This window comes from Zoogloea dura, assembly GCF_012927165.1.
Taxonomy (GTDB): Bacteria; Pseudomonadota; Gammaproteobacteria; order Burkholderiales; family Rhodocyclaceae; genus Zoogloea; species Zoogloea dura.
The window spans coordinates 1-15,851 of sequence record NZ_JABBGA010000031.1 but is presented as its reverse complement, the minus strand read 5'-3'; the positions used below and the strand labels follow the sequence as shown (position 1 = coordinate 15,851).

Below are 15,851 nucleotides of genomic sequence, written 5' to 3'. Positions count from 1 at the left end.
TCAAGAGAACATCAGCACCAGTCCGCCGGCCAGGCTGGCCACGGCCAGCCGGCCTGTCAGGCGGGATGCATAGGGCAGCGCGAACACCAGGGCCAGGGCGGCGGCCGAGAGGAAGCCGAACCAGGCCACCGGCCCGATGGCCCAGCCCCAGTGCCGGCCGCAATACCCCAGGGCCAGGCCGAGCAGGCTCCAGCCCGCCACCCGCAGGGCGTGCGCCAGCCACGCTGCCGGCTTGCGTCCGAAGACCTGGGCGTGATGGCGGTCCATGGCGAGGCACAGGCTGGACAGGGCGGCGTGGCACAGCAGCAGGGCTGCAAGGACAGGGAGGGCGACGCTCATGTCAGTGCCCCTCCGCGATCGGGCCCGGGGATCAAGGGCGCGACGGCGACGGCGTGCAGGCGGGCCCTGAGGCGTCGCCAGGCCAGCACGAAGAGGATGCCGAAGGCCAGCACCGTCAGCTCGACGCCGGCGCTCTCCCAGTCGTCCCGCAGCAAGGCGGCCAGCAGGTGGTCGCCGGTGCTCAACGCATTCACCAGGGGCAGCCCCAGGCACAGCAGGGCCGCGGCGAGGAGCTGCTCACTCCACGCCCGCAGCGGCGGCCGCAGCCCCGCGTGGAGCAGGCTGAGCAGCCACACGGCGAAGAACAGGCGGATCTCCCACGCCGCCCGCGCATCGATGCCGAGGGGCAGGAGACGGTTGATCCACAGGTAGGCCACGCAGCTCAGCCCCAGCCCGACGATGCCGGCCACGTTGAGGGCCTCGATGACCCGCATGACCCGCGGCGTGGCCGCACCGAAGGCCTCGTCGCCACGGCGCCGGCGCTTGACCACGAAGAGGATGGCGCCGGTGGCCAGCATGGCCGCCCCCGCCATGCCGCTGATGAAGTACAGCCATTTAAGTGGATAGCCACCGAAGCGGACGAAGTGCAGTGCATTCATGGTGCGCTGGACGGCCAGCACCTCACCACCGCGGGTGGTGTTGGGGCGCTGCACGTCGAGCAGCTCGCCGCTCACTGCGTCGAACTGCACGCGTCCGCTGCTGCGGCCCACCAGGCGGTCACTGTCGGCATCCGGATCGAAACGCCCGAAAACCCGTATTGCGGCACTGCGGTCGCCCGCATGGTTGACCACCACGAAGGCGGCCTCGCGGGCCAGGGCCTGCTCCGCCACCGGGAGCAGCGGACTCATCGGCAGCACGGTTGCCGCCACATGCTGTTCGGGTCGCGGGGCCGGCCCTTCGGTGAGGGCGCTAAAGAAGGCCTCCCGGTCGCCGTCGTAGCGGGCCAGGATGCCGGCCGGCATGTAGGTGGCCCAGAAGATGATCAGCCCGGTATAGGTGATCATGAACAGGAAGGGCAGGGTCAGCACGCCCAGGGCGTTGTGGCCGTCCAGCCAGGAACGCTGGCCCTTGCCCGGCCGGAAGGTGAAGAAGTCGGTGAAGATCTTCTTGTGCACGACGATGCCCGACACCAGGGCCACCAGCATGGCCAGGGTGGCGATCCCGACCAGCCAGATGCCCGCCTTGCCTGCGTGGAACTCGAAATGCATGTGCACGAAATGGTGCCCACCCTCGGTTTCGCGCACTTGCGAACGGGGCAGCACCTCGCCGCTGACAGGGTCGAGGCGCCGGTTCTCGACGGGCTGGCCCTCATCCCTCTGCCAGAACAGCTGCAGCGCCGGGTCCTCCTCGCCGGGCAGGCCGATGCTCCAGAACTCGGCCTGGGGCGCCTCCCGTGCCAGGAAGGCCTGGGCCGCCCGGAGCGCACCGGCGCGCGCTTCGGCATCGAGGGCGGGGGCGGCCTCGGCGCGCCCCTTGTCGCGCATCCAGTGGGAGATCGCATCGTCGAAGACCCCCAGGGTGCCGGTCAGGAAGATGGCGAACAGCACCCAGGTGAGCCACAGGCCGCCCCAGGTATGCAGCCAGGCCATGGACTGGCGGAAGGTGGATTTCATGGTTGCGCTCCGAATAGTTGGAACAGGGCCGCGAGCCCGGCCATCAGCGCGGTCGATGCCAGCAGCGCGCCCCACGCCCGGCGGGCGCTGGCGGCCGCGAATACGCCGATCACGGCAGCCACGTGGATGGCGAAACCGAACAGGGTCGCCCCTAGCACCGCCTCCGGTACGGACGTGGGCAGGAGATGGCTGAGCAGGACCACCGCGGCGGAGGCCAGCAGGTAGCCGCCGAAAACCGCCGCCAGGACCCGTGACAGCACCGAGGCGCCGGGTTGGCCGGCCGCAGGAGATGGATTCATCACGCCTCCCGGATCAGAACAGGTAGTTCAGGCCAACCCGCAGGCTGCGCGGCTCACCGTAGTAGGACGACGACGAGTTGGTGTGATACGTCTTGTCGAAGAGGTTGTAGAGATTGATCGAGGCGGTGAGCTGCTTCGCCAGGTTGAGGTGCGCCGTCAGGTCCACCAGCGCGTAGCCTTCCTGGGTGACCCTCGGCGAACCGGCCACCCAGCTGAAGTCGGACCAGGTCCGGTTCTGCCAGCGCACCCCGCCGCCGACCCGCAGGCCGTTGCCGACGGTGGGCAGGCGGTAGGTGGTGAACAACTTCAGGGTGTTCTGCGGCACGTTGGTGTTGAGGAGCTTGCCGTCGCGATCCTGGGTCAGGTTGCGCGAGAAACCGAAGGCGGCCTGCCAGTTGCGGGCCAGCTGGCCGCTGGCCTCCACTTCAAAACCGCGGGTCTCGGTACCGGAGGCCGCCCGGTAGGCCTGGGAGCCATCGGGTGCCAGCACCCCGGGCAGGGACACCGCGTAGTTGTCCTGCTGGATCTTGTAGACCGCCGCCGCCACGTTCAGCCGGCCGCCGTAGAGCTCGCCCTTGACGCCCAGCTCGTAGGCATTGCCGAGCAGGGGGTCAATGGACTTGCCGGTGGCGTCCTTGTTGCTCTGGGGCTTGAAGATGTTGGTGAAGCTGCCATAGGCCGACCACTGCCGGTCGATCTCATAGACCAGCGCCGCATAGGGGGTGAAGCGGTCACCCCACTCGCGCCTCTCGGTCGAGCTCTCGCCGGTGGCGTAGCTGCTGTTGTACTTCTTGTCACCCCAGCTGGTGGTGCGCCCACCGAGGATCACGGACAAGGGCTCGGTGATGCGCAGGCGGGTGGTGGCGTAAGCGCTGCGGGTGTATTCGCTGTAGTTGAAGTCGCCCTTGACGGAGTTGTCCGGCCTGCCCGGCGTACGGCCGTTCCATTCACGGATGTTGCCCACCGGCAGGATGTACCACAGGTGGTAGGACTCCGAATCCTGCAGGGTGTGGGACAGGGTCGCCCCCAGCACCAGGTCGTGCTTGCGCCCGAAGGCCGTGAAGGGGCCGCGGGCGCTCAGGTCCAGGCTGTTCTGGGTAGGGGGGCCGGCCCAGCGCCCGCCGTACAGGTTGATGCCGACACCGGTGAGTTTGTCGGGGAAGCCGCCGGCCGCATAGCCCACCTGCTCGTCGAAGCGGGTGTGGTCGTAGGAGTACACACCCTTCAGCGCCCACTCGTTGTCGAAACGGTGCTCCAGCGAGGCGAACAGGGCCACGCTCTCGCGGCTGGAATAGGCCCAGGCGGCCGCCGCCGAATCCGAACGCTTCCAGCGGGTCCGCGTGCCATCCGTGTAGAACAGGGGCAGCCCACCCCGGGAATGGCCGGTCGCCTCATGCTCCTGGTAGGTCAGGCCGAAGGCGGCCAGGGTGCTGGGCGACAGCTCGGCTTCAAAGACGCCGTAGAGGATCTTCTTCCTCTCCTTCAGCCGGTCGATGTAGGAGCCGTTTTCCTGCTGCGCGGCGACGAAGCGGCTGCGCAGGCGCCCGCCCTCCTCGATCGGCAGGGACACGTCGGCCTCGGCCCGGTAATGCTCCCAGGATCCCGCCTCTACCCGGACGCTGCCCTGCAGCTCGCGGGCCGGACGCTTGCGGATCAGGTTGATGGTGGCGCTGGGCAGCCCGATGCCGTTCATCAGCCCCGTTGCGCCGCGCACCACTTCGACCCGGTCGTACAAGGCCATGTCATTGCTCTGGTAGATGCTGCTGTAGTTGCTGTGCAGATGGCCGATGCCGTCCACCAGGTAGTTCTCCACCTCGAAGCCGCGGGAGTAGATGGGGCTCGAATCGGAACCCAGGTTCCCACCCTGGCTGACGGTCATGCCGGCGGTCTGGCGGACCACGTCGGTAAGCTGGATCAGCCCCTGGTCGTCCATCTGCTGTCGGGTGATCACCGACACCGACTGGGGCGTCTCGCGGATCGACAGGGGCAGCCGGGTGGCCGTCTGCATCGAGCGGGTGGTGTAGGAGCCGCTGCCCTCGGTGGTCCCGTCGGAGACCGCGACCGCGCGCACCGTGACGGCCTGGAGGGTGGCCCCGTCGGCCGCCGGTCTGGGGAGGGCCTGCAGGCGGTAGCTGCCTCCGCCCTGATCCACGGCCTGCAGACCGGACTCCCCGAGCAGGCGCTCGAAACCCTGCTGGACGCTGTAACGCCCCTTCAGGCCAGGCGATTGCAGATGGCGCAGACCCGCCGCATCAAAGGACAAGGCAACGCCCGCCTCTGCTGCGTAGCGTGCCAGCACCTCGCTCAGGCGGCCGGCGGGCAGGTCGAACTGGCGGGCGGCGGCAGGCGACAGCGGGGCGCCCCCCTCCGCGGCGAAGGCCTGTGGTACGGGCATCAAACCTGCAGCCAGCAGCCCCAGCACAGTACCGCGCAGGACCCGGGCGGGCGCGCTGCGCGAGGCTCGGGAGGCAGAGGGGAACTTGGACGGACGTCGATTCGGCATGGTGTTCACTCGGGTAGATGAGGTGGCTCTACCCGGGGGCCGATCCAGGGGCGGCAATCGTGCACCTTCCCCCAAAAAAAAGTGCTGCGCCGCTGCGCGGGCCGTGGCCGTGTCAGGCGGCCTCGATGGACACCCAGTAACGCGTGCGCAGCACGCTGCGCACCGGAAAGGTGTCGACCAGCATGCGCAGCGCCTGATCGGTATCGTCGAGGGGATAGGCGCCCGACACCCGCAACCCGGCGATGGCCGGATCGCAGCGCAGGATGCCGCGCCGATAACGCCCCAGCTCCGCCACCCACTGACCCAGCGGCATATCCACCGCCACCAGGCTGCCGTCGGTCCAGGCACTCGCCGCCGGCGCGGCGCGCCTGGCATCACCCACCTCCTGGATGCCGAAGTCGAGTTGCTGGCCCGCCTCGAGCAGCACCCCGGTCCGGCTGCCGGCTGCCGGCGTGACGCGGACCCGTGCCTCCAGCACAGCCACCTGGCTCGCCTCACTGCCGGTTCGAACCACGAAGCGCGTGCCGAGGGCTTCAACCTCGCCGTGGCGGGTGCGGACCCGCAGGGGGCTGTCCCGATACTCGGCCGCCAGGCGGGAGGCCCCGGCCGTGGTGACGAGGATCCGGCCCTGGTGAAGGTGGATCAGGCGCTGGCGGGCGTCGAAGGCCAGATCGAGGGCGCTGTCGGTGTCCATCACCAGCAGGCTGCCATCGGCCAGGGACAAGGGGCGACGCTCGCCGACCCGGGTCTGCTGGGCGGCCTGCCAGCTGCCCAGTGCCTGGCTGCGCTCCAGCTGCCAGGCCAGCGGCGCCGCGGCGCCCAGCAGCAGCAGGCCGTTCAGGATGGCCCGCCGCCGGCCCGACACGCCCCGCAACGCCGGCCCCGCAAGCGGGCCGGGCAACTGGCCGAACTGCCCACATACCGCCTCGACCCGCTGCCAGGCCTGGCGATGCAGCTCCGACGCAGCGAGCCAGCCACTCCAGGCCTGCCTCAGGGCATCGTCGGGCTTCCCGGACGCCAGCCGGGCATACCATGCGGCGGCGGCGCGGATCGCTTCGCGCTCGTCACGGGCCGGAGCAGGACTTCGCAGACTCATGCGCCCTGCTGCAACTGGTAGAGACAGCAATGCTCCATGGCCCGCGCCATGTAGTTATTGACCGTGCGCAGGGAGATCCCCACCCGCCCGGCGATCTCCGGATAGCTCAGTCCTTCGCACTGGGCCAGCAGGAAGGTCTCCTTGACCCTCGGCCCCAGGCCGTCGAGCATCCGGTCCACCTCCATCAGGGTCTCGATGACCAGCGCCCGCGCCTCCTCCGACGGCCATTCCTGCTCCGGCTGGCGGGCCAGCAGTTCGAGGTACTGGCTTTCCAGGCTGCGCCGGCGGAAGAGATCCACCACCAGGCCCTTGGCGATGGTTGCAAGGTAGTGCCGCGGCTCGACGATGGCGTCGGCGTTGCGGGCACGGATGATCCGCAGGAAGGCATCCTGCGCCAGGTCGGCGGCATCGCTGGCATTGTCCAGGCGACGCCGCAGCCAGCCGTTGAGCCAGCCATGATGTGCGCGATAAAGCTCGGTGACGGATTCGGATGATGCAGCGGTATTCAAGGGAGCCTCCTGGCTACGGGCTCGCTGGCTGGCCGCAAAGGGCGTGGCTGGCTAAAATTTGAGAATGATTCTCATTATTTCAATTAGAGCACCTGGAGTCAAACGGCCACGGAGACCCCTCGCCCACTGGAGCGGGCCTGCACCGGACATTCACTCTGAGGCGCTGCGGCCGGCTCCACCCCTCAACAATGATAATGATTTGCGTTTGCGATCTGCAGTATCATGCAGCGCTGATGCGCATGAACGGGAGTTCGGCGCAACAACCGGTCGTCGGCCTCTCCCGGCCCAGGCACCGAATCCATTACCCATCAGCCCCTGCAGATCATGAGCGGAACCCTGAGCATCCCCGGCACCTTCCTGCTGGTCGGACACCCCAACGTCGGCAAGTCGGTCCTGTTCCACCGACTGACCGGCGCCTATGTGAATGTCTCCAACTACCCGGGCACCACGGTCGAGGTCACCCGTGCCAGCGCCCGCTTCGACCGGGACTCCGCGCTCCTCGATACGCCGGGCGTACTGGCCCTCCCCTCCCGCAGCGACGACGAACGCACCACCGTGCGGGCCCTGCTCAATGAACCCACCCGCGCCCTGCTGCAGGTGGGAGACGCCAAGAACCTGCGCCGCACCCTCACCCTGACCGCGCTGCTCGCCGAACTCGGCGCGCCGCTGGTGCTGGCCCTCAACATGCACGACGAGGCCGCCGCCCGCGGCGTGAGCATCGACCTGGCGGCCCTCTCGGAAGCGCTCGGTGTGCCGGTGGAAGCCACCGTCGCCACCGACGGCAAGGGCGTCGGCGCCCTCACCCGGCACCTCACCGATGCCCGCGCACCGCGGCGCATCCTGCAATACGACAAGGCCTTCGACGCCGAGATCGAGCGTGTGGCCGCCGCCATCACCGAACACTGCCCCCACCCCGTGCTGGCCGCGCGGGGCCTGGCGATCCTCTTCCTGGGCGGAGACGACGAGGTCGAGGCGTGGATGCGCCAGCATGCCGGCGACCGCTTCGCCGGCATCGCGACCCTGCGCCAGGAAGCCCGCGCGCGGGCCGGCGGCGACCTGCCCACCCTGCTGGCCAAGGAGCGCACCGAGGCTGCCGACGTGCTGGCCCGCAGCGTGGTCAGGCGCAGCATCCGGAGCACCCCCCTGCTGAGCCAGCGGGTCGGCCAGGCGGTGGTCCATCCCGTCTGGGGCCTGCCGATCCTGCTCTGCATCCTCTACCTGGTGTATGAGTTCGTCGGGGTCTTCGGGGCCACCACCCTGGTGGGCCTGCTCGAGGAAGGCCTCTTCGAGGGCATCCTGAACCCGGCAATGACCCACTTCATCGATGCCTACGTGCCCATCAAGTGGGTGTCGGAGCTGCTGGTCGGCCAGTACGGTCTGTGGACCATGGGCATGACCTACGCCCTGGCCCTCATCCTGCCCATCGTCACCACCTTCTTCCTGGCCTTCGGGGTGCTCGAAGACTCGGGCTACCTGCCGCGCCTGTCGGTCATCGCCAACCGCCTGTTCGCCCTCATCGGCCTCAATGGCCGGGCCGTGCTACCGATGGTGCTGGGCCTGGGCTGCGTCACCATGGCCACCCTCACCACGCGCATCCTGCACAGCCCGCGGGAGCGCCTCATCACCACCTTCCTGCTGGCCCTGGCGATCCCCTGCTCGGCCCAGCTCGGGGTCGTGCTCGGCATGCTCGGCAGCCTGTCCTTCCAGGCTGTGCTGATGTGGGCCCTGGCGATGGTCGGGATCCTCATGCTCACTGGCTTCCTGGCCTCCAAGCTGATCCCCGGCCGGCGCATCCCGCTGGTCACCGAGATGCCGCCGATGCGCCTGCCGATCTTCGGCAACGTGCTCAAGAAGACCGCCGGGCGCCTCAAGTGGTACCTGGTCGAGGTCATCCCGCTGTTCCTGGTCGGCACCTTCCTGATGTTCAGCCTCGACAAGCTGGGCGTCCTGCCCGCCATCATCCGCGCCGGCGAACCCCTGGTGTCCGGCTGGCTCGGCCTGCCGCCGGAGGCCAGCGCCGCCTTCGTGATGGGCTTCCTGCGCCGCGACTTCGGCGCCACTGGCCTGTTCGCCATGAGCGAGCACCTGGACTCGATCCAGGCCGTGGTCGGCATGATCACCATCACCCTGTTCATCCCCTGCTTCGCCAGCTTGATGATGATGGTCAAGGAGCAGGGCGTGAAGACCGCCGCCACCATGGTGGCCCTGATCGTGCCCTTCGCCTTCCTGGTGGGCGGACTCTTCAACATCGCCCTGCGCGCCCTCGCCTGACACCATGAGCAAGCACTCCGACCACCAGGCCCTCGTACCGTTGGCCTTCATTCCCCCCGGCCAGGAAGTCCGCCTGGCCTCCCTCGGCGACGAGATCGACCCCCACCAGCGCGAACAGCTCACCGCCTATGGGCTGGCCGAGAACCGGCCGATCCGCGTGCTGCAACAGAAACCGATGACGGTGATCCTTGCCGATGAAGTCGAGCTGGCCCTGGAGCACAGCGTTGCCCGCCACGTGTGGGTCAGCCGCTGATCCTGCCACTGCTCATCCTGCCAACCGTGCTGCGGAATCCCCTTCCGTAGCGCAACCCGCCGGCTCCCACGCCGGCCTGCCGGGCACGCCGCATCCCGTGGCGTGCCCGGCTCGCATTCCCCTCCCGCCCCACCTAAATCTGCACACAAAACACAAAAAACTGTTTAAAAACAGAATTGTGCATACAGTGGACATGTTCGGGAAAAATTTTCCTGTATCCGTGATCGTCTCTAGAATGCGTTCAGCTAAATAGAATAAATACGGAGACACCGATGACCACGCCCCGCAGCGACTCCAGCTAGTCCCCCCGCTTCACGTCCGTCGCGACGCCCGTTCCAGATCACTTCGCCCTTGCTTTCAGGAGCTCCCCGAGCCCCTGAGGGGAGCGGCTTGCCTGAAATCACCCTGCAAGGAGGAAACATGTCCATCAAGCTCAAATGCCTGTCGCACACCCCGCTGCGCGGCCTCAACGATCCGGGCGCGGACGTCGTCAAGGAAGTGGACGACGTGCTCGCCCGGAGCCGTGCCGAAGTCGAGGCCTTCGACCCCGAACTGATCATCGTCTTCGCCCCGGACCACTACAACGGCCTGTTCTACGACCTGATGCCGCCCTTCGTCATCGCCACGGCGGCCGACTCGGTGGGTGACTACCAGACCATGTCCGGCCCCCTGTCGATCCCGCGGGATACCGCCCTGGACCTGGCCCGGCACATCCTCGACAGCGATCTCGACATCGCCATCTCGCACCGCCTGCAGGTCGATCACGGCTGCACCCAGACGCTCGAGGAGATGACCGGCAGCCTCACCCGCTACCCGGTGATCCCCATCATCATCAACTCGGTGGCCCCGCCCTTCGGCCCCTACCGCCGCGTCCGCAAGCTCGGCGAAGCCGTCGGCCGCTTCCTCGCCAAGCTCGACAAGCGGGTGCTGATCCTCGGCACCGGCGGCCTGTCCCACGAACCGCCGGTGCCGCTGCTCAACGGCGCGCCCGACGAGATCGCCAACTTCCTGATCGCCGGCCGCAACCCGACGCCCGAGGCCCGCGCCGCCCGCCAGGCCCGCACCATCGCCGCCGGCAAGATCTACGGCACACCGGAAAGCGCCCAGACGCCGCTCAACGCCGAATGGGACCAGGCCTTCATGGACCTGCTGATCGAGCGCCGCCTCGACGAGATCGACGATTTCAAGATCGACGAGATCTCCAAAGCGGCCGGCCGCTCCACCCACGAGATCCGCACCTGGGTTGCCGCCTTCGCCGCCCTCGCCGCCACCGGCCCTTATAGCGCCCGCAAGGACTACTACCGCGCCATCAACGAATGGATTGCCGGCTACGGCGTGATCAGCGCCGAGCAGGCCTGATCCACACGAACACCCGTCCCACCGCCCTGCAACGACCCATATCAAAGGAGAACAAGACCATGACCACCCTCGACACCCAGATCCCCACCGAAGCCGAGATCGTCGCCCGCGCCGAAGCCCTGATCCCCTGGCTGCGCGAACGCGCCGAGGCCTGCGAAAAGGCCCGCATGGTGTCCCGCGAAACCATCCAGAAGTTCAAGGACGCCGGTTTCTTCAAGATCCTCCAGCCCAAACAGTGGGGCGGCTACGAAATGCACCCGAACGTGCTCAACAAGGTCCTGATGGAGCTGGCCCGCGGCTGCCCCTCCAGCGCCTGGAACGTGATGGTGCTCGGCGTGCATCCCTTCGAAGTGGGCCTGCTGCCCACCCAGTGCGGCGACGAGCTGTGGGGCCAGGACAACACCCGCCTGGTGTCCTCCTCCTACGCCCCCTTCGGCACCGTCACCAAGGTTGACGGCGGCTACGTGCTCAACGGCGAGTGGCTGACCTCCAGCGGCTGCGACCACGCCGACGGCGGCGCCTTCCTCGGCGGCCGTGTCGAAGAGAACGGCGAGCAGGTCTTCCGCTCCTTCTGGGTCCAGCGCTCCGACTTCGACATCATCGACGACTGGTACGTGGTCGGCCTGGCCGGCACCGGCAGCAAGAAGCTGTCGATCCGCGACGTGTTCGTCCCCGCCTACCGCAGCCACGTCATCGGCGCCTACGACCAGGAATCCCACGGCGACGTGAACAACCTCTACAAGATGCCCTTCTTCTACGTCTTCTACGCCGCCGTGTCGTCGGTGCTGATCGGCATGGCCCGCGGCATGGTCGACCTCTACATCGAGCACATGGTGCCGCGCCAGAACCTCAACCAGGCCGTCGGCGCCGCCGTGCAGGACCCCTTCATCAAGGGCAAGCTGGGCGAGGCCTACGCCAAGATCCTCGGCGCCACCACCCGCGTGCTGCACAACACCGAGGAAGCCTGGGGCTATGCCTCCAAGGGCGAGCTGGTGCCCCTCGACACCCGCATCCGCCACTTCGCCACCAACCAGTTCACCGGCGGTGAAGTCTTCGATGCAGCCCACATGATCTTCAAGAAGACCTCCACCCGCGGCGTCTGGCTCAACTGCCCGATGCAGCGCCAGCTGCGCGACCTGCTGGTCGGCACCAACCACATCACCCAGAACCAGGACAACATCGGCGACCTGCTGGGCGGCCAGTTGCTGGGCAACCCCCTGCCCAAGGCCAACCCCTTCGGCGTCCGCGTCTGAGTCCGAGTCTGAATCTTCGGGCGGCCCGGCCGGTGCGCCGGGCCCTCTTTCAACGATCCGCAGAGAGAACTTCCATGACCGATCTCACCGGCAACGTCGTCCACCAGACCCCGGCCCGGGACATCTCCACCCCCGCCCTCGCCGACCTGCCTCTCGTCACCCCGCTCGAACAACGCAACGGCATGCGCCACCTGGCCGCCGCCGTGTCCATCATCACCGCCACCGACGGCACCCACCGCGCCGGCCTGACCGCCACCGCGGTCTGCTCGGTCACCACCGATCCGCCGCGCCTGGTGGTCTTCGTGAACAAGAACGTCTATGCCAACAACCTGATCCAGACCAGCGCGGCGCTCGCCGTCAATGTGCTGGCCGGCGAGCAGGAAGATGTCGCCCGCGTCTTCGCCGGCATGGTCGAGGGTGTGCAGGGTGAAGACCGCTTCGGCACCGGCAGCTGGACGACCCTGGTGAGCGGCGCCCCGGTGCTCGACAACACCTTGTCGAGCTTCGATTGCCGCGTCATCAAGATGTTTGACGAGAGCACCCACCACGCCTTCCTGTGCGAAGTCCTCGCCGTGCGCGAGCGCACCGACGGCGAAGCCCTGGTCTACCTGAACGGCGCCTTCCGCCGCCTCCCCCAGTAAAACAGCACGCAGCGCCGGGGCCCTGGCCGCACAGCCGGCGCCCCGCACAACTATAAGAAGACCGGCCATCGCGGCCACCCGCAAGCCGGAGGGAAGACCTCCCCCGCACGCGCCCAGACAGCAGGAGAGAAGACAATGGATTTACGTGAAGCCATCCTGACGCAGCCCATGCGTCGCTTCCAGATGGGCATGATCGCCCTGTGCATCGTGCTGTGCATGATCGACGGCTACGAGGTGCTGGTCATGGCCTTCGTCGCCCCCCACGTTGCCAAGGCCTGGAGCCTCGGCCCGGTCGAGGTCGGCTACCTGCTCAGCGCCGGCATCTTCGGCATGGCCATCGGCGCCACCTTCATCTCGCCCCTCGCCGACCGCATCGGCCGCCGCCGCCACATCATCCTGTGCCTGAGCCTCATCGTCATCGGCATGGGGCTGTCCGCCGTGGCCACCGACCTGTGGCAGCTGGTCGCCTTCCGCGCCTTTGCCGGCCTGTTCATCGGCGCCATCATCTCCAGCCTCAACATCATCGTCTCCGAGTACAGCTCGGACGCCCGGCGTGGCACGGTGATGGGCATCTACGGCATGGGCCTGCCCGCCGGGGTGGCCATGGGCGGCGCCCTCACCAACCCCCTCATCGCCGAATTCGGCTGGCGCGCGCCCTTCGTCTTCGGCGCCGTGCTCACCGCCCTGAGCCTGCTGTGGGTGCTCGCCGCCCTGCCCGAATCCATCGAGTACCTGATCGAGAACGCCCCCGACGGCGCCCTCGATCAGTACAACAAGATCGCCGGCAAGCTCGGCTACCCGCCGGCCAAGGCCCTGCCGCCGCCCCTCGAGAGCAGCGAGATGCATGTCGCCAGCAAGGCCTTGTTCAGCGGCATCATGCTGCCACGCACCGCCCTGCTGTGGCTCGGCTACGCCAGCCTCACCGCGGCCTTCTACTTCGCCAACACCTGGACCGCCAAGCTCATCGCCGACGCCACCGGCAACGCCGCCCTGGGCGGGCGCACCGGCGTGCTCATCGCCATCGGCGGGGTGCTCGGCTCGCTGCTCTTCGCCGGCCTCACCCTGGTGATCCGGCCGCGCATCGTCACCGCCCTGATCATGTTCGCCGGCTCGCTGGCCTACACCCTGTTCGCCAACAACTTCACCGACGCCGGCCTCGCCGTAGTGCTGGCCCTCGCTGTGGGCGCCTGCGCCAACGGCGGCCTGGCGGCCTTCTACGCGATCAGCCCCTTCATCTACCCGACCTCGGTGCGTGGTACCGGTGTCGGCCTGATGATCGGCTTCGGGCGCGGCGTGGCCATCATCGCCCCGATCTTCACCGGCTACCTGCTCAAGTCCGCGTGGACGCCCCAGGACATCTACCAGTTCTTTGCCGCCGTGCTGGTCGTCGCCGGCGTCGCCGTGATCCTGCTCGACCGGACCTACCGCGGCCTCACCGAGAACCCGGATCTTCCGCCCGATACACCGAAAGGCGCTGAACACCTGGCCGCCCACTGACCGGAGGGCCGCCCAGTGACGACCGGGAACCCTGCCGCCCAAGGGCGCTTCCTGCTGCTGCTCGGCATGCTGGTGGCCTTCGGGCCGCTGGCCACCGACCTCTACCTGCCCGCCCTGCCCGCCATCCGGGCCGGGCTCAATACCACCCCGGAAGCCGTCCAGCTGTCCATCACCGTCTTCCTCGGCGGCTTCTCGATCGGCATGCTCGGCTACGGGCCGATCTCCGACCGCCATGGCCGGCGCCGCGTGATGCTCAGCGGCATCAGCCTCTTCGTGCTGGCCAGCCTGGCCTGCCTGCTCGCCACCTCGGTGGAACAGCTGATCGTCGCGCGCTTCATCCAGGCCCTCGGCGGCGGCGCCGCATCAGTGCTGGCGCGGGCCGTGGTGCGCGATGTGTTCTCCCAGACCGAGGCCCTGCGCAAGCTGTCCCTGCTGGCCATGATCACCGCCATCGCGCCGCTGCTGTCGCCCCTGCTGGGCAGCGTCATCCTCGATCTGGCCGGCTGGCGGGGCACCTTCGCCGCCATCCTGGTGTGGGGCATCCTCAGCCTGGCCACGGTGTACTTCCAGCTCCCCGAGACCCTGCCCCCCGAACGCCGGGGGCAGTTGTCGCTGGGCAAGGCCTTCGCGGCCTACCTCAAGCTGCTCGGCGACCCGGCCGCCATCGGCCTGCTGTTGGCCGGTGGCATGTCCTTCGCCGGCATGTTTGCCTACATCACGGCCAGCCCCTACTACTTCATCGAGATGCAGCAATTCTCGCCGCGGGCCTACAGCGTGCTGTTCGCCACCAACGCCCTCGGCATCTTCGCCGCCAACTACGCCAACTCCCGCCTGGTGCGCCGGGTCGGGGCCGTCCGCATGATAGGCGCGGCCTGCCTCACCGGCCTGGCCGGCGCCCTCACCCTGCTGCTCGGGGTGTCTCTGCACGACGTCCTGCCGCTCACCATCGCCGGCCTCTTCCTGATGGTCAGCGTCACCGGCCTGCTCGGCGCCAACTGCGTCGGCCTGCTGATGGAACGCTACCCGCTCAACACCGGCGCGGCGGCGGCCCTGTTCGTGTCGGGGCAGTTCGGGCTGGGCATGCTCGCCAGTGCCGGCGTCAGCTATCTGCATGACGGCAGCGGCCTGCCCATGGCCGGCGTCATCGCCGCCACCGCCACCACCTCGGTGCTGGGCTTCTTGCTGTTCCGGCAGACCGACCGGCGTAGCGCTACGCCGCAACCCTGACCCCCTCCCCGGACACAACAAGACCTCAGGCCCGGGACCGCCCCTGCATATCAATGAGAGAGAAAGGACATCCGATGTCATCGACAGAAAAGAAGACCAACCCATTCACCCAGGAGACCGGCATCATCAACCTGGGTGGGATAGACGCGATCGTGCGGCTGACGCTGGACCAGGTGCGCACGGACGCGCGCCGGGGTCTCAAGACCGGGATGTTCGTCTCGGGCTACCGGGGCTCCCCGGTGGGCATGCTGGACGCGGCGCTGATCAAGCAGCAGAAGCACCTGCTCGAGCAGAACATCCACTTCGTGGACGGCATCAACGAAGACCTGGCCGCCACCGCCGTGTGGGGCACCCAGATGCTGCACACCGTGGGCGGCCAGAAGTTCGACGGGGTCACCGGCCTGTGGTACGGCAAGGCCCCGGGCGTGGACCGCTCCGGTGATGCCCTCAAACACGCCAACTACACCGGCATCGGCAAGAACGGCGGCGTGCTCGCCATCGTCGGCGACGACCCCAGCTGCAAGAGCTCGTCCCTCGCCAGCCAGAGCGAACCCATGCTCTTTCACGTCGGCATCCCCTCCCTCTACCCGGGCAACGTCCAGGAGATCCTCGACCTGGGCCTGCACGGCTACAACCTGTCGCGCATGGCCGGTGTGTGGATGGGCATGAAGATCGTCACCAACGTCGCCGACGGCAGCGGCAGCGCCCTGGTCTCCCCCGAGCGGCTCAACTTCGTCACCCCCGACCTGGAATTCGACGGCCAGCTGTTCACCCCGCGCATGAACCTCGGCATGAACGTGCGCGCCGACGCCCTCGAGATGGAGCAATCCCTCTACACCCGGCGCCTCGAAGTGGTGAAGCGCTACGCCCGCGCCAACAAGCTCAACAACATCGTCTTCGAGAACCGCGACGCCTGGCTCGGCATCCTCACCGCCGGCAAGACCTACAACGACCTCAAGCAGGCCTTCCTCGAGATGGGCCTGGATGACGC

At 68.1% G+C, this 15,851-nt stretch carries 13 protein-coding genes and 1 pseudogene; 8 read left to right on the top strand and 6 right to left on the bottom strand.

The annotated features are described in order from the left end of the window. From HHL15_RS22950 to HHL15_RS22925, 6 genes are all read right to left on the bottom strand, one after another. Positions 1 to 339: a DUF3325 domain-containing protein gene (locus HHL15_RS22950; protein ID WP_169148150.1), complete on the bottom strand. Its 339-nt coding sequence runs from the start codon at positions 337 to 339 to the stop codon at positions 1 to 3. Next, positions 336 to 1,952 carry a PepSY-associated TM helix domain-containing protein gene (locus HHL15_RS22945; protein WP_169148149.1) on the bottom strand — a complete coding sequence of 539 codons (1,617 nt, stop codon included), beginning with the start codon at positions 1,950 to 1,952 and terminating at the stop codon, positions 336 to 338. Before HHL15_RS22945 ends, HHL15_RS22950 begins: the two co-directional genes overlap by 4 nt. Further along, entirely contained in the window at positions 1,949 to 2,251 is a 303-nt protein-coding gene (locus HHL15_RS22940; RefSeq protein WP_169148148.1) for a hypothetical protein, read from the bottom strand. The genes HHL15_RS22945 and HHL15_RS22940 overlap by 4 nt, the downstream gene beginning before the upstream one ends. A 13-nt stretch (positions 2,252 to 2,264) precedes the next feature. Continuing rightward, on the bottom strand, positions 2,265 to 4,754 hold the full coding sequence (locus HHL15_RS22935) for a TonB-dependent siderophore receptor (RefSeq protein WP_169148147.1): 2,490 nt from the start codon (positions 4,752 to 4,754) through the stop codon (positions 2,265 to 2,267). A 112-nt stretch (positions 4,755 to 4,866) separates the two neighbouring features. Beyond that, on the bottom strand, positions 4,867 to 5,850 hold the full coding sequence (locus HHL15_RS22930) for a FecR domain-containing protein (protein ID WP_206198932.1): 984 nt from the start codon (positions 5,848 to 5,850) through the stop codon (positions 4,867 to 4,869). Continuing rightward, the gene (locus HHL15_RS22925; RefSeq protein WP_169148145.1) at positions 5,847 to 6,359 is read right to left on the bottom strand and encodes a sigma-70 family RNA polymerase sigma factor; all 513 of its coding nucleotides are present in this window, start codon (positions 6,357 to 6,359) and stop codon (positions 5,847 to 5,849) included. The genes HHL15_RS22930 and HHL15_RS22925 overlap by 4 nt, the downstream gene beginning before the upstream one ends. 324 nt (positions 6,360 to 6,683) lie before the next feature. Between HHL15_RS22925 and feoB the strand changes: the two genes are divergently transcribed. The 8 genes and pseudogenes from feoB to HHL15_RS22885 form a co-directional block, all read left to right on the top strand. Further along, positions 6,684 to 8,630, top strand: coding sequence for a ferrous iron transport protein B (gene feoB, locus HHL15_RS22920; protein ID WP_169148144.1), 1,947 nt, complete (start codon positions 6,684 to 6,686; stop codon positions 8,628 to 8,630). 4 nt (positions 8,631 to 8,634) lie between these two features. After that, positions 8,635 to 8,883 carry a ferrous iron transport protein A gene (locus HHL15_RS22915; protein WP_169148143.1) on the top strand — a complete coding sequence of 83 codons (249 nt, stop codon included), beginning with the start codon at positions 8,635 to 8,637 and terminating at the stop codon, positions 8,881 to 8,883. Positions 8,884 to 9,303: 420 nt separating this feature from the next. After that, the gene (locus HHL15_RS22910) at positions 9,304 to 10,242 is read left to right on the top strand and encodes a 3-carboxyethylcatechol 2,3-dioxygenase (protein WP_169148142.1); all 939 of its coding nucleotides are present in this window, start codon (positions 9,304 to 9,306) and stop codon (positions 10,240 to 10,242) included. 59 nt (positions 10,243 to 10,301) lie between these two features. Continuing rightward, positions 10,302 to 11,495, top strand: a complete 1,194-nt coding sequence (locus tag HHL15_RS22905; RefSeq protein WP_169148141.1) for an acyl-CoA dehydrogenase family protein — start codon at positions 10,302 to 10,304, stop codon at positions 11,493 to 11,495. Positions 11,496 to 11,569: 74 nt separating this feature from the next. Continuing rightward, positions 11,570 to 12,136 carry a flavin reductase family protein gene (locus tag HHL15_RS22900; protein ID WP_169148140.1) on the top strand — a complete coding sequence of 189 codons (567 nt, stop codon included), beginning with the start codon at positions 11,570 to 11,572 and terminating at the stop codon, positions 12,134 to 12,136. 135 nt (positions 12,137 to 12,271) lie between these two features. Beyond that, on the top strand, positions 12,272 to 13,633 hold the full coding sequence (locus HHL15_RS22895) for an MFS transporter (RefSeq protein ID WP_169148139.1): 1,362 nt from the start codon (positions 12,272 to 12,274) through the stop codon (positions 13,631 to 13,633). A gap of 15 nt (positions 13,634 to 13,648) precedes the next feature. Then, positions 13,649 to 14,860 carry a multidrug effflux MFS transporter gene (locus HHL15_RS22890; protein WP_169148138.1) on the top strand — a complete coding sequence of 404 codons (1,212 nt, stop codon included), beginning with the start codon at positions 13,649 to 13,651 and terminating at the stop codon, positions 14,858 to 14,860. A 74-nt stretch (positions 14,861 to 14,934) separates the two neighbouring features. Then, positions 14,935 to 15,851 (top strand): annotated as a pseudogene (locus HHL15_RS22885) (indolepyruvate ferredoxin oxidoreductase family protein); the annotation flags it as partial.